This window comes from Wolbachia endosymbiont (group A) of Aleiodes leptofemur, from assembly GCF_964028465.1.
Taxonomy (GTDB): Bacteria; Pseudomonadota; Alphaproteobacteria; order Rickettsiales; family Anaplasmataceae; genus Wolbachia; species Wolbachia pipientis.
The window spans coordinates 480,411-495,181 of record NZ_OZ034782.1 but is presented as its reverse complement, the minus strand read 5'-3'; the positions used below and the strand labels follow the sequence as shown (position 1 = coordinate 495,181).

The 14,771-nt window shown below is 36.9% G+C and carries 11 protein-coding genes, 1 tRNA gene and 4 pseudogenes; 1 reads left to right on the top strand and 15 read right to left on the bottom strand.

Annotation, left to right across the window (positions count from 1 at the left end):
* Window positions 1-76: 76 nt before the first annotated feature.
* The 9 genes and pseudogenes from pstB to ABWU67_RS02735 all read right to left on the bottom strand — a co-directional run.
* Entirely contained in the window at window positions 77-835 is a 759-nt protein-coding gene (gene pstB / locus ABWU67_RS02775) for a phosphate ABC transporter ATP-binding protein PstB (protein WP_006280935.1), read from the bottom strand.
* The gene (gene dapB, locus ABWU67_RS02770; protein WP_010962542.1) at window positions 832-1,617 is read right to left on the bottom strand and encodes a 4-hydroxy-tetrahydrodipicolinate reductase; all 786 of its coding nucleotides are present in this window, start codon (window positions 1,615-1,617) and stop codon (window positions 832-834) included. The genes pstB and dapB overlap by 4 nt, the downstream gene beginning before the upstream one ends.
* Window positions 1,618-2,185: 568 nt before the next feature.
* Complete coding sequence (locus tag ABWU67_RS02765) at window positions 2,186-3,091, bottom strand: IS110 family transposase (protein WP_353281687.1); 906 nt, start codon at window positions 3,089-3,091, stop codon at window positions 2,186-2,188.
* Between the two features lie 227 nt (window positions 3,092-3,318).
* Window positions 3,319-3,981 (bottom strand): annotated as a pseudogene (locus ABWU67_RS02760) (major capsid protein); the annotation flags it as partial.
* A 44-nt stretch (window positions 3,982-4,025) separates the two neighbouring features.
* The gene (locus tag ABWU67_RS02755) at window positions 4,026-4,397 is read right to left on the bottom strand and encodes a head decoration protein (protein ID WP_341821696.1); all 372 of its coding nucleotides are present in this window, start codon (window positions 4,395-4,397) and stop codon (window positions 4,026-4,028) included.
* A gap of 66 nt (window positions 4,398-4,463) precedes the next feature.
* The gene (locus ABWU67_RS02750; RefSeq protein WP_353282157.1) at window positions 4,464-5,927 is read right to left on the bottom strand and encodes an AAA family ATPase; all 1,464 of its coding nucleotides are present in this window, start codon (window positions 5,925-5,927) and stop codon (window positions 4,464-4,466) included.
* Window positions 5,928-6,039: 112 nt separating this feature from the next.
* The gene (locus ABWU67_RS02745; RefSeq protein WP_341821699.1) at window positions 6,040-7,122 is read right to left on the bottom strand and encodes a S49 family peptidase; all 1,083 of its coding nucleotides are present in this window, start codon (window positions 7,120-7,122) and stop codon (window positions 6,040-6,042) included.
* Window positions 7,119-7,712: pseudogene (locus ABWU67_RS02740) on the bottom strand (phage portal protein); the annotation flags it as partial. The gene ABWU67_RS02745 and the pseudogene ABWU67_RS02740, both read right to left, overlap by 4 nt.
* A gap of 105 nt (window positions 7,713-7,817) precedes the next feature.
* Window positions 7,818-8,128 (bottom strand): annotated as a pseudogene (locus tag ABWU67_RS02735) (phage portal protein); the annotation flags it as partial.
* A 229-nt stretch (window positions 8,129-8,357) separates the two neighbouring features.
* On the opposite strand from ABWU67_RS02735, the gene ABWU67_RS02730 reads away from it, so the two are divergent.
* On the top strand, window positions 8,358-8,720 hold the full coding sequence (locus tag ABWU67_RS02730; protein ID WP_353282156.1) for a hypothetical protein: 363 nt from the start codon (window positions 8,358-8,360) through the stop codon (window positions 8,718-8,720).
* Here ABWU67_RS02730 and ABWU67_RS02725 read toward each other — a convergent pair.
* From ABWU67_RS02725 to ABWU67_RS02700, 6 genes and pseudogenes are all read right to left on the bottom strand, one after another.
* Window positions 8,709-9,497, bottom strand: a complete 789-nt coding sequence (locus tag ABWU67_RS02725; protein ID WP_353282155.1) for an Rpn family recombination-promoting nuclease/putative transposase — start codon at window positions 9,495-9,497, stop codon at window positions 8,709-8,711. The genes ABWU67_RS02730 and ABWU67_RS02725 overlap by 12 nt on opposite strands.
* Window positions 9,494-11,041 carry a group II intron reverse transcriptase/maturase gene (gene ltrA / locus ABWU67_RS02720; RefSeq protein ID WP_353281708.1) on the bottom strand — a complete coding sequence of 516 codons (1,548 nt, stop codon included), beginning with the start codon at window positions 11,039-11,041 and terminating at the stop codon, window positions 9,494-9,496. Before ltrA ends, ABWU67_RS02725 begins: the two co-directional genes overlap by 4 nt.
* Before the next feature lie 633 nt (window positions 11,042-11,674).
* Window positions 11,675-11,920, bottom strand: a pseudogene (locus ABWU67_RS02715) (PD-(D/E)XK nuclease family transposase); the annotation flags it as partial.
* A gap of 315 nt (window positions 11,921-12,235) precedes the next feature.
* Entirely contained in the window at window positions 12,236-14,056 is a 1,821-nt protein-coding gene (gene glmS / locus ABWU67_RS02710; RefSeq protein ID WP_353282227.1) for a glutamine--fructose-6-phosphate transaminase (isomerizing), read from the bottom strand.
* Between the two features lie 80 nt (window positions 14,057-14,136).
* Window positions 14,137-14,508 (bottom strand): preprotein translocase subunit YajC, encoded by a 372-nt coding sequence (gene yajC, locus ABWU67_RS02705; protein ID WP_010081840.1) that lies wholly within the window; start codon window positions 14,506-14,508, stop codon window positions 14,137-14,139.
* Between the two features lie 137 nt (window positions 14,509-14,645).
* Window positions 14,646-14,722: transfer RNA gene (locus tag ABWU67_RS02700), tRNA-Asp, on the bottom strand.
* Window positions 14,723-14,771 lie beyond the last annotated feature (49 nt).

The window sequence follows — 14,771 nt, the reverse complement described above, 5'->3', positions numbered from 1 at the left end:
CTAATCCTCCAAAATTTTATTTTACCCGAAAAAACTCTTTTCTTTCTCTCCACTTTTTCTGGGTAAGGTCAGAAATTTAATGATCCAGGATATACTCCTTTGTTAAGGGAGATTGAGCATTTTCGAATATTTCTTGAGTGCTTCCAGACTCAACAATTCTGCCATTATGAAAGAAAATTACACTATCAGATAACTTTTTAGCTTGCTTCATTGAATGAGTCACCATAATTATAGTAAATCTTAATTTCAGCTCTTGTATAAGATTTTCGATTGCATTGGTTGCCATTGGATCAAGAGCAGAGCACGGTTCATCCATTAATAAAATAGTTGGCTTCACTGCAATTGCGCGAGCGATGCATAGCCTCTGTTGTTGGCCACCGGATAAATTGAGTGCGCTATCTTGCAATCTGTCCTTCAATTCTTCCCATAAACCAACCTTGGTTAAACTATTTTCCACCATCTCATTCAATTTTTGCTTATCCTTCGCCATACCATGCAATTTTGGCCCACAAGCAACATTATCATATATTGATTTTGGAAAAGGATTTGGCTTTTGAAATACCATACCAACTTTTGCTCTAAGTAGTACAACATCCATATCGCGTGAATATATATCACCCAGCCCATCGATATCTAATTCACCAACAGTTTTGCAACCTGGTACATAGTCATTCATACGATTAAAACAACGCAAAAATGTTGATTTACCGCACCCGGATGGTCCGATAAAAGTAGTAACTTTTCTTTTATAAATATTCAAATTTATATCGAATAAAACTTGCTTAGAGCCGTACCAGAGATTTAAATCTTTAACAGAGGCACGTGTATTGCTCATATCACATCCTGCATTGAATAGAGCCCCGGAATTTCTCTTTTATTTTCGTATAGCCATACTGCTGCTTGAACAGCTCCTCTAGCAAATGTTGTGCGATCAATTGCTTTGTGGTTTAGTTCTATCCGTTCATCAGAATTAACAAACATCACGCTGTGATCTCCTATTACTCCACCTCCACGAGATACTGCAAAACCTATTCCCCCCTTTTTCCTTATGTTTGAACCACTATGTAAATATTGATTGGACTGAAAATCCACTTTTGAAGCGTTAGCAATTGTTTTGCCAAGTTCTATAGCTGTTCCAGATGGTGAATCCTTTTTTAAGTTATGATGCATTTCCCAAATCTCAACGTCATATTCATTACCTAAAAGCTCAGCAGCTTTTTTTACCAATTTCAGCAACACATTAACCCCAACACTCATATTTGCTGACCATAATATTGGAACTTCAGCAGCATATTCTTTCAAATCGACACCTTCTATTCCAGTTGTGCCACTAACCAGCGGTGTTTTAAATTTTACAGCTGCTTTAAGGCAGTCTAACATACATTCTTTAGTTGTAAAATCTATTACAACGTCAGATGACTCAAATATGCCACTAATAGAACTTGTAACTTTAATTCCTAGATTGGCTATAATTGGTCCAATATCTGAATCTATGTACTTACTACCTGAACGGGCAACAGCACCTGCTATTTCCACTTTGGTATTTGTAATTAATTCATTGAGTATTTTTTTGCCCATTCTGCCTAAGCAGCCTATTACTCCAACTCTGATTTTCATAAAGCTTTTTACGTTTATTAAGAATGTTAGGCCTTTTTTTAAGCTCTGTCACTTCTGATCTATATTCTATAGCTGTACGAACACTGCAATTTCAGATCCCAGTGCCTTGACCACAACTATTGCAATATGGTACATAGTGAACGATGTCATTCCACTCTGGAATCTAGCCTTTCTGCAATCTCATCGAAAACGTTGTAACCATCAACTATGTTTTTTAAAATTTTTTGAATTTAGTCTCATTTGTTGATAATTTTGTATTTTTATTCAATTGAAAAATGTATTTTGGTAACAAAGATCCTAGTTTATACAGAAAGAAATTTATATCAAACAGCAACCACTGCTTAGATTTTATGGTTAACGAATATGTGCTTTAAATGTGTGTAGACGCACATATCCGTTAACCTATTTTCTATGCAGATTTTTTTTTATTTCATATTAATTGCTTCTTTAAGTCTTGCATTGGCAATTATAGCCTTTCTTATAATAGTCCGAATGCGATAAGATATGTGTTTATGGCTATAGCAGGCCAGTAGCATATTACGGTCTGTTCGGATTATTGTAAAAAGAGCTATACTATGATTTTTCGCATTAGAGCTGTTATAGCTACCATCTTCTTTTTACCTCTACCAATAAGATCAGAATAAAAAGCACCAAGTGCAGATTTAGATCTTGCAGCAGCCATAGCAGCTGTGAAAAGCTTTGCACGAACATTGCTTCTACCACCTGTTATCCTTCGGTAACCAATAGTTTTACCGCTTTCTTTTGGATGTGGAGCAACTCCAGCAAGACTTGCAACTTCTTTTTTGTTTAGGTGGCCAAGTTCTGGCATTAGACACACAAAAACTTGTGATAACTTGAGACCTATTCCTGGCACTGTTCTCAAGATTTTTTGACGCTTTTGTAACTCTGGATTTTTATCAATAATTCTTTGTATGGCATCGTTGAACTCATTTATCTGACTGGTAAAAAAGTCTATTGTTTTTTGGCAACTTTCCTTTATATAGTCGTTTTCAGGTGCTGCAAGCCTACATTTCTCTTGAGTTCTCATTTGCGTAATGTCATCACGACGTTGACAGAGTGCAACTAAGGCGGTTTGTTCTTTTGACATAGGCACAAATAGAGATAGAGCACTATAGCGTTCAAAACCATATTGAGCAAGGGCTCTTGCATCTGATTGATCTGTCTTTGCTAAAGTTCCATGTGATATGATAAAACTTTTTACTTTACGAGTATTAGCTCGATGTACAGCAACATTCTTATCAACAAGAAAATGTGCTAAGCCAAGCTCATATTTTCCAGTGTTTTCTAAAGTTACTAGAGAATTAGGTAGGATATCTGAAAATTTTTGAAACAACTGTTGCCAACCAGTAGCATCATTGTCAAACTTGATAGCGCTCCTTTGGTTATAAGCTGCAGCAACATTTTTAAATTTTCCGATATCAATGCCAATGAAATTTTGATAAGATGTAATCATAATAAATAACCTCGATAGTTTAATTAATTTAAGATTGTAAACGGGTGCATACATATGTCCCATGCAACTATTCAAACGTATCGAGAGATGGGGCTAGTTTACCTTGATGGCTACGGTTGTAATACCAACTTTCATTCGGTCGCACACGCCCGTGATAGCCCTATTCCTATAGTGAGTAGGGTTATCTTTCCCTCTTATCTCTTTTATATCACATTTTTAACTTACAATCTTTCATATGCTTCTTTTACTTTGGCATGAGAAGTTAGTGCATCAAAAAACTCTGGACTTACCAGCGCATGAATCCCGGTCATATATTCACCACTTAAGTTATCTTCAACATGGCGCAATACTTCCAGACATTTTCGTTTTACATCTGTTGTTGCTGTTCCTAGCGCAAAATTTACTACTTTTGGTGTTATTTCAAATTCGTTGTACAGATTTAATAATTCACTGCCATCTGCGTCCAGAATAATCCCTTTCAATTCTCCCATCCGCAAATGCTCTAACGTTATCGCGTGTTTGTTTCTCATCATCTGCAAATGATCCGTTATTACATCTGCCAGCGCCTTAAGTTCATTCTCTGACCCAAATGCCCTTATTCCTTGCACTTCCTCAGGCAACACTACATCATCATGGGGAATATGCGGAATGGTAAAAGTTCTTATTTTCCTTTTTCCTCGTTTTCCTACTGTTGCTGGTGCTCCTGGAACTTGCGTTGGTAATAAAGTTAAAACTCCTTGGTGTTCTTCTATCGTAATATGACGAAATCTTACTGACCTACTTGGAAATAAATTTAAATTCTCTGTTCGACCATAATTTATCGGCAATATGTTCATTGCATTTGTTAATGCTGTCATACTAAATGCCGGATTTGTAAATGGATTTTGCATGTTTTTCCCCTTGTTTTCCCTATTAATTTAAGTTGAGTTGAAGTTTAGACACCTTTGCGGATGATGATACCCCGTGCTTCAAGTTGCTTTATTGCTGCAGCTTTTTGCTCCTCAGTGATATTTCCTGGCCACACCACTGCATGATCAGCTAGTATTGCTATACGAGTAATGATTACTGCTTTGGTGGTTTCCGTTGCATTTACATCACTTGTTATTACACCTATTGCTGTTTGCGTGCCGTCTGTAGCTGTTGGATTTAAGGACTTAATTAGACCGTCTTTAGTATCATAACCAACAACCGTACCTAGCTTTAGGTTTTGCCCCTTTGCTACTGTTATTTGGTCTCTTGAATATAGATTAGACACTTCATATTTCAGAAGATCGCCTAAATTATTTCCTTCTGTTATACTTGTCATTTTTTCCCTCCTATATTTGTTACTCAAAAAAAGCTGTGTAAGTTTTTCTGAAATTTCGATATTAAATTAAAATAAGTCTTCTAACGTGATCACATTATTGATTATATCTTTCAAGTACTGATTTTCAGTTGCTCCGTTTGCAGCAATAAGTACCCAAAATATTTGTTTCTTTGACCTAGTTTTTTCTTTATAAATTGCCTCTTTTTTTCTTAATTGTTCTATATATTCTTTTGTTATCGTATAAGGCTTATCACTGTATTTTATTTCACAAAGTGTCGTACATCCATCCTCTCGATCAAATACCAAGTCTATCTGAGCACCACTTTCTTTACTGTTTTTCCCTGAGTGATATTGCCAATCTCCACATATAAACCCCATATGCTCTATATTTAATTTTCTTCTAATCGTATTGGCATGTTTAAAACACACTGCTTCAAATGCTTGTCCTGTCCATGTTAGCCAAGCTGGTTTTTTTATTGCTAACTCCCAATAATGAACATCACTTGTTATTGCCTTTTTCATTACTTCCCTGAATGGTTCAATCCACGTTAGATAAAATAACACATATTCGTCCATTACCCTGTAATATGCTCCTCTTGTTGCTTTATTCAGTGGTAAAAAATCTCCTATAAATCCAGCTTCTTCTAAACTCCTTAGTTTTGTGGTTAAGTACCCTCCTTCAGTGATTTTTGTTGCTTTTATCAGTTCTTTTCTGCTGATTCCTTTTGGCTTTTTTGCAATCGTGCGAATAATATTTATATATGTCTCTGGTTCTTCATACAAAGAGTGGAATAGCATATCAAATTCATCAAATAACAAACCTTCCTTCTGAAAGCAGATCTCATTAATATTTTGTGTCGCTGATAATCCTTTACTTATTTCTTTTAGGTAATGTGGTATTCCTCCCATTGCCATATAGATCTGTAATATCTGCTGATGGTTAAGATTGACTCCTAAATATCTTAAATACTTTTTAGTTTCACGTAAGTTAAAAGGCTGTAATCCTATTCTTGCAGTAATACGATTATGTAATCCTCCTTTATTATATATTAAATTTTCTAACATCCAAGAAGCTGCTGAACCACAAACAACCAATATAAGTTTTTTCCGGTATGTCCAATATACATTCCAAAAGTGTTCTAGTGCTACTAAGAATCCAGATTTTCTTGCAGCAAGCCATGGCAACTCATCAAAAAATATCACAACTTGTTTATCTCTGTATATATCAATCGAAAGAGTTAATTGATGTAACGCATCCATCCAGTTTTTAGGTACAGCCATTCTTATGCCATTGTAAAAAGCTCTAGACAATGATTCTACGAAGATCTCAAGCTGCGCCTTTAATTTACCTTTGTTAAGGCCTGTCTGCTCAAATAGCACTACATCTCGCTTGCTAAAAAATTGTTTTATTAAGTATGTTTTTCCTACACGACGTCGACCATACACTGCGATAAACTCGGCTGATTGGGAAAGAAGCTTATTTTCTAGAATCGCTGTTTCTTTTTCTCTACCAATTATTGGTTCACTCATACAATTTACCGCGGCGTATGTTAGCATTATATACCGCGGTTATAAGATGATCAACTTTATTTTACCGCGGCGTATGTTAGCATTATATACCGCGGTTAAGAGTAGGCTACCATCAAATGCCCGATTTTGCTCGACTTTTCGCTACCTGCATCATCAAGTCTTCCGGTGTACTTTGTGGTATTGTACTCAAAATCTCTGTCTTCTTCGTTCTCTCTGCTAGTATCGACATTAATATCTCTTGCGCTTGTTTTGCATTGACATCCTGTTCGATAAATTCTCCTATTTTCTCTGGCATCTTTGATAAATTACATAATCTTATCACCTCTAATACTTCTTTACGGCAGCTCTCGTACCCTAAACATCTTCCTTGCTCATCAATATCTATTGCTTGTTCTTTTATCTCAGTTTTAGTCATATTACTCCTATAATTGTCAAAAAATTCTGAAAATGTCGTAATTCCATCAGCAAGTCCAATCTCTATTGCTTTTTCCCCAAAATATAGCCCTGCTTCCGTTGATTTGATTGTTTCCGTGGACAAATTTCTGTTTTGTGCTATGAGCTGGACAAACATCTCATATAGGCGATCTACTTCCTCTTGTAAGCTTTCCAAACTCTCAGATGTTATCGGCTCATGCGGATTTAAATCGTTCTTTCGACTTCCAGCAAAAACAGTTGTATATTTTATCCCTTGCTTTTCATCAAATCCACTTTGATCAATGTGACTTGCTATTACTCCTATGCTTCCAACTCCCGATGTTCTGCTTACATACACCTTTTCAGCGCTAGAAGCTATAGCGTACGCAGCAGAGTAAGCATCATCATTTGCTATCGCCACAATCCTCTTTTTTGTCCTTGCTCCGTAAATAAAGTCAGCAAGGTCGAATAAACCGTTTACTTCTCCTCCGGGGCTGTCTATGTCCAAAATTATTGTTTCTACTTCTTCATCTATTAAAGCTTCTTCTATCTCTTCACGTATCTTCTCGTATGATGTCATCCCTAAAATATCATCAAAAGCTTCTGAATTCTTCGTCAAGATTCCATGTATCGGTATGACTGCTATTCCCTTTCTATTATTTCTTATTGCGTGTTTTATGTTTTTGAAGATCGGCTGCTTTTTTGCATATAATGACAATAGATCAAAACTTCTTTGCTCCATCATTACCGGTCTATTCAGCCACATTGCTTGTTGTTTCATGTCATTTCCGCAAAACTACTTTGTACATCAGAATCAAAACTTAAGCCCAATTCACTCGCACGTCTTTGATCCTCAGCAATTTCTTGGTCTATTTCTTCTACATCATAACCTAGTTCTGAAACCACTTCCGATCGACTCTTAAATCCATTTCTTACTGCCATTTGCTGTGCTTGCTGGTCTTTGAGTGGATCTACGTAAGCACACCCTTGCGGTATCCATTTTACCTCTTCTTTTCCCCCTTTTTTTTCACCTATGTCCAGTTCTCCAGAGAGTAGTGCTAATTCTAGCCACCTATTCCATACTGGCCGGCAAAGCTGAAATACTACCACGTTATGCTGTAACATCGCGCACTTCCTACGAAACTCTATTAACCCAGCTCTTATTGATGAATAATTGACACCACTTAGATCTCCTGTTAGCTGCTCGTAAGTTATCCCTGTGCCTACTGCTATTGCCCTAAGCTGCTGTTTCATGAATGCTTCATAACTTCCCCCAACGTCTGATGGCTCCGAGAACTTGATATCTTCCCCTGGATCTAAAAGTTGCATAGTCCCAGGTTCTAAACCCGATAATGCTACTCCATGCTCATTTATAGCCTTTCTTATAATAGTCCGAATGCGATAAGATATGTGTTTATGGCTATAGCAGGCCAGTAGCATATTACGGTCTGTTCGGATTATTGTAAAAAGAGCTATACTTCACCTTCTCCTAAAATATTTGCTTCTGGATCGAGTCTCGTAATAAACCCAGCAAACATTGCAGCAGTCTTTTTTCGTACTAATTCTGCATCGTCATATTGATCAAGTTCATAGAGCTTTAACAGTACACTGGACAACCATGGTACTCCTCGAATCTGCCCAGGTCTTAGTGGTCTGTAGATATGTAAAACATCATTTGCTGGTACTCTCACTGATTCGCCAAACGAGCCTTCACCTGGATGTTCTCTAAATAGGTAATACGCCTCTCTTTGCCCCAATCGGTTAAATTCAATGCCGTTTCTAATTATAGCCTTTCTTATAATAGTCCGAATGCGATAAGATATGTGTTTATGGCTATAGCAGGCCAGTAGCATATTACGGTCTGTTCGGATTATTGTAAAAAGAGCTATAATAGTCCGAATGCGATAAGATATGTGTTTATGGCTATAGCAGGCCAGTAGCATATTACGGTCTGTTCGGATTATTGTAAAAAGAGCTATATTAGAGAAGCAAGCTGAATCGAAAGGTGGTATAAAAATGCACCGCTTAGATATTAATTTTGAGAAATTATTTGAGAAGATTAATGAAAAAATTAGGAGTGGTGAATTTAATGAAATTTCAGGGATTTTAAAATCATACGCAGAGGAAGAATTGCCTGGTAGAGAACCCGGAGATCCCGGTAGATTAAGTCCGAAAAAGTTTGATAAGTTTATGGCTGAATTTAATAGAAGAATAGACCCAGTAATAAATCAATTAATGCAACAAATGTTAAGCAGATTAGAAGTGAGTGACGTAAAAGAACAACAAATAAGCTTGAAGCCTAAAAGTTATCTAAATAATACTTCTGTTCAATGTCATTTAACTCAAGCTAGAGGTCAAGGTAAAGTATTAATTCCTTGATTTTTGAATTTCATCTATCGAAAGGCCGGTAATTTGAGCGATAACATCAATAGAGACACCGACCTTAAGTGAGTTCTTTGCCACTTCGATTTTCTCTGCTTTTCTGCCTTTTTCATGTCCGATTTGGATGCCTTCTTCTTTACCTTCTTCTCTACCTTTTTCAGTAGCATCATCAAGTTTTTGAGCGAGGACAGCCTGTTCATCAAGAATACGTTTTATTTCCTGTTCATAGGCAATAAATTCTTTTTCTGACCAGTTGAATCTATTTAGCTCTTCATAGGCCTTTTTAATTATTACATCACTACCTATTATTTTTTCCAGCTCTTCTTCACTAGTCTCATCTGCATATCGAAAAAAATAAACCCATTTTTCAACTATATTTTCCAACTGATCTTCCTTATTCTTTGGAAATTTTGGCAGCTCAATAAATATAAAATAGAAATCTTTTAGATCATGCTCATTAGTGTCTTCATCTCGAATAGTATGCTTTGATTTGTACTCAGATTTATTAGGAAACAGTACACAATCTGCTATAGCAATGAAGATAATTTCCTTAAGGTTATGATACTGGTCACCTTTATCAGCTTGCCTTGAGTAAGCCTTAGCAGCATATAGTTGAGCTCGTTTTTCGAAGCCTTTATCACGAGCGAGTTGGTCAGGTAAGGAAGCAGTATTACTACTACCCCCTCCCTTAGAAACGCAGCATGCAGGTTTCCCAACACTACGCTTGAGCCCCTTATCTAAGTTCTTCTTTTCTAGAACCGGCTTGTCCTTCATGATTCCTCAGGAAACATCATTCTTAATGGTGACACCAACAGTAGAGAACCTTCTCTTGAGAAAGAGCTTGCTAACATTCTTGTTCGTTTCACTCTCTCATCAAAATACTTTTTCCATTTTAAGTCAAGGGGATTTGCATCCGCTCTGATTTTAACATGTCGTCTGATAGGTATATCAATCAGCTTAAGCAGTCTTAAATACCGTATCTCTTTTGGTTTGTTCTTGCATAGGGGTGCAGCAAAAACCCATTGGCGTTGACCCATTACTTTGAAGTAACGATTCTTTATCCAACGTAATCCTTTACGAGGATGTCCTTTCTTTGCCCATTTCCATAAACTATGCCAAATTTCATTGTCGATCTTTCTAAACGCTTTTTTAGCACACACATGGTGATAGTAACTTCCCCATCCTCTCAGTAGAGAGTTGAGTGACTTAATTACTATAGCCTGAGTGTTCGCTATATTTGCTTTTATCAATGTACGTGCTTTATTAAGAAGTCTTTTAATACTTTCTTTCGAAGGTTTAATAATTAACTTCTTATTATATCTACGTACATTACAACCAAGAAAGTCAAACCCTGTTGTGATAGATGTAATCTTTGTCTTCTCTTCTGACAGAATTAAACCTCGCTCATGAAGAAAAGATGATACTAAAGGCTTAACTTCCTTTTCCAGTACTTCATGTGTGAAACCTGAAATAATAAAGTCGTCTGCGTATCTGATTACATTCACTCCACTTCTGATTTTGTTTCTTTTTCTACTGCCGAGTTTACCAAATCGACTTTCCAATAACTTTTCAAGTCCGTTTAAGGCTAAATTGTCTAGTATTGGAGAAATTATACCACCTTGCGGGGTACCTGCAGTTGTGGGATACAGAGTTTTTGATTCTAGGAAGCCAGCTTTTAACCAACTATGCAGAATTTTTTTCTCCATAGGAATATGCTTCATAAGCCATTCATGATTAATGTTGTCAAAGCATCCTTTGATATCACCTTCAAGTATCCATTGTAGTTGATTACGACTTGCCGGTAACAAATGACAAGCTACTGTAGCATCTGCACAGGATCTTTTAGGTCTAAAGCCATAGGAGTGACGATCACTGATCGTTTCAGCTATCGGTTCCAGAGCAAACAGATATAATGCTTGCATGGCTCTATCTTTTATCGTGGGTATTCCAAGAGGTCTTCTTTTGCCATTAGATTTACTGATATAAATCCGTTTTAGCGGAGAAGGTTTATATCCTCTTTGCTTTAACTGCTTTATTCCTTGAAATTTAGCATTGCAAGTTGACCATAGTTGACGATCTACACCCGCTGTGTTTTTTCCTTGGTTTTCAGTTACTCTCTTAACAGCCAAAGCTTTTCCGCTAAAAGAGCGTGTGAGAAGATGTTGTAAAGTTTTTACCTTACCCCATCTTCCTTCTTGGACAGCCTTAACAATACATCTTTGTAGCCTCACAATAACTTTCTGGCATTTCTTCCATGGCAACTGCTTCCATGCTTCAAAGCTTTTGGTAGATGCACTTACAGGTTTACTTGTAATCATCTGCTTTCCTACCTTAAGTGGTTAACAAAGTTTCTTGTCACGAGGGACCAAACGGAAGTCTGCTCGTTTTCACGCGAATTAATGTTACAAATTCTATCCATTTCGTTACAAAATGGCATTCGCTTTCTCCATTCTCCTTTACCTGCACTTCCATCAGCATTCCTTGCGGTTTGCTTGCCATGTAGGCGAAAATACAGGCTTACCCTGTTTCTCCATTCATACAATAGTGGGTTAGGTGGCTTCTCTATACCGGTGGAGTTATTATTTGCGTACATCTAGAAATGAAAAATGTAACTTATCCACATTACCTTTTGGTCAGAGCTTATCAGCATCTTTAGCTCTTTCATCGTATCGGTACTTATAAAGCTTCACTTACGTTCACCATACCACTAGCCTAGCCCTCCAACCACATGATGCTTGCAGTTTATGCCCCTCTCACGATTGAGCATCTTCTTTTTCAAGAGGAGGTTCATTGTCCGCATCGCTTGGCACCAACCGGTTGCCCGATTCGCACTGATGCGTAGACTCAGACGGCAAAACATCTGGTTTAATAAGTTTTAGAATCCTTTCAGTTTCTTTCTGAATGAATTCCTCTCCTTTTAAACAATATGACCGAAGACTTTCAGGTCGCACCATTTCAATCACATACCTAGCCCCACTAGAGTCCCTGCAAAGAACATCAACTATACTTTGCTTATCAGAGGCAATTTCAGGATCCATTATAGTACTGAGGAATTCCACTTCTTGTATAGTATTTATCTCGGTAAACCCTAAAATATCATTCAAAAAATGTATGAGAATATTCTTATTTTTTTCAGTGCCAAAGATTCTTTTAAAGGTTAAATCCAGCTTAGGCTCGAGAAACTTAGATAAAGCCATAGCCAAAGTGCTTAAAAATATTAATAATTATACACTATTATTAACAATTATTCAACCATATTTTTGAAGATAGCTATGCCGCCGCGAACCGTCATACCGCCGCGGTATCTCTAGATCCCGTTAACAAGCAGCGGGATGACGAATTACTTAACCGTCATACCACCGCGAACCTTCATACCGCGATTCATTCGCGGTATCTCGGCATAGATTCCGCTAACAAGTAGCGGAATGACGATTGTGTATCGTGTTTTGCTAAAAATCACAGAATGCAGTCTGGTTACCTTAATTAGAAGTTTAGCTTTAACTTTAAATGGACTACTCAACCGTGACAGACTTAGCTAAATTTCTTGGACAATCTGCATCTAACCCTTTTTTTGCTGCAGTAAAGTAAGCAAGGAATTGCATAGCAACACTGTAGATGATTGGAGAGATAAAATTATCAGTGTCTGGAAGTTGCACCACATCTGCGCAAACTCCCCTTAGGAATGGCGCTCCTTGTTTATCACTGAAGGCAATTACTTTGCCTTTTCTTGCAATAATCTCTTGTATATTAGATAGCGTTTTAAAGAATAAATCATCATAAGGGATAATTGCTATAACAAGCACAGTAGAGTCTATTAAAGCAATAGAACCATGCTTCATTTCTCCCGCTGCAATACCAGTTGTATTGATATATGAAAGCTCTTTTATTTTCAATGCGCCTTCCATTGCAACTCCGTATGAACTTCCTCTGCCGATTAAAATAACGTTATTGTGTTCTAATATACTGCCCGATATATGTTGTATTTTCATCACATTCAAAACGTGCTCAACATACTCGGGAATAGAGTTAATAGCGTTGCTTAGCTGTTTTATTCTCTCTCCACCCAGTACACCTTTTATTTTTCCAAGCTCCACGGCAAAGCATGCTAAAGTTGCAAGTTGCGCAGAAAAGGTTTTTGTTGAAGCAACACCAATTTCTGGCCCAGCAAGAGTATGTAACACAATATCTGAGATCTTTTCAATGCTGCTGCTAAATGTATTAGTTATACTAATGATTGTTTGCTTCTGTGATTTTGCATAACGCAGCGCTTCTATGGTATCTGCAGTTTCACCAGATTGAGAGATAAATAACCCAATGCTGCCTTCTTCCAGCTTGACGTTGCTATACCTAAATTCTGATGAGATTTCTAGATATACTCGAACTTGAGCGACATTTTCCAGCCAATACTTTGCTATTATCCCAGCAAAATAAGATGACCCGCATCCAACTATAGTAATGTAACTCAGCTCAGAAAACAATTTTTTGTTAGCAAATATTACCTCTTTATATTGCTTGTAAAATTGATTTATTGTTTTGTTTAATGCACGCGGTTGCTCAAAAATCTCTTTTAACATGAAGCTAGGGTAACCATTTTTGCTAATTAGAAAATCACTTGGACTACTATTTTCTATACTGCGTTTAACTTGTGTACCATTGTTGTATATACTAACTCCACTAGATTTTATCACTGCAATGTCATCATCTTCCAAATGCGATATTCTTTCCACAAATGCACTTAAAGCATTAGAGTCAGATGCAGCAAACACTGTGTTACAGTTATAGCCTATTGCTAAAGGCAAATTTCTCTTCGCAACAAATAAGGCGTCTGGATATTCTGCAAATAATAAGACCAAGGCAAATGAGCCATGTAAGTTGTTTAAACACTTAAATAGAGAATCAATTGGCGACAATCCTTCATCAAGATATAAGGTTAGCATGTTTGGTATGATCTCTGTGTCAGTGTCAGTATGGAATGACATGCCCCTTTCTTCTAGACCCTTTTTTAGCAGATTGTAATTCTCAATTATGCCGTTATGAGCAACAACAACATTATTTGTACGAATGGGGTGAGCATTTTTAAGGCCTGGGACTCCATGTGTAGCCCAGCGAGTATGTGCTATACCAACTGTACTGTGAGACATCTTGCTGTCATCAACAACTTCACATAACCTTTCGACTTTACCTTCTGATTTTTTGACTTCTATCTTACCTTCGTTATTTATGATTGCTATACCTGAGGAATCATATCCCCTATATTCCAATTTTTGTAACCCAGTTAGTAAGGTTGGTATTACTGAATCACCGCTACTTACTACACCAAATATTCCGCACACAAATGGATCACCAAACAAACTTTTTTCTAAACATGTTAAGCATTTTTGCCTTTATTACTGGTTGATTTATATTCTTTTTATCATTCTTTCGATTTTACCTTTTTAATTGGTTTAGCTGCTACTTTTTGAGTTTCTTTGCTTAAAACCTCAGATATAGCGGACTTTAGAACTTTTATCTCAACTTTTGGTGCTATTTCTATTATAAATTGTGCATTTGCCTCATCAACTTTATTAACTTCACCTATTATTCCACCAGAAGTAATGACTGTATCACCACGTTTTATTTGATCTATCATCTTTCTATGTTCTTTTAGTTTTTTTTGTTGCGGGCGAATAATGAGAAAATAAAATACCACAAATATTAAAATCAGTGGAATAAAACTAGCAAAAGATGCGCCGATACTTGATGTATTGCTAGTTGCATCTGCTGCAAAAACTTCAGAAATGAGCATATTTAATCCTAATTGTTAATGATAAAAACAAACCTATTTAAGTATTAATTACAATACCATGCCATGTCAAGTTTGGTGAAGGCGTTTCTCAATACCGGCAATAATACTGCGAATTCTAAGTTATGCTAAAACTAATATGGCGGGAGTGATGAGACTTGAACTCACGACCTCATGCGTGACAGGCATGCGCTCTAACCAACTGAGCTACACCCCCCTAATTTCTTTTTAGCATTTTCGGGCTTCAACTTTAAAGCTAATAAACA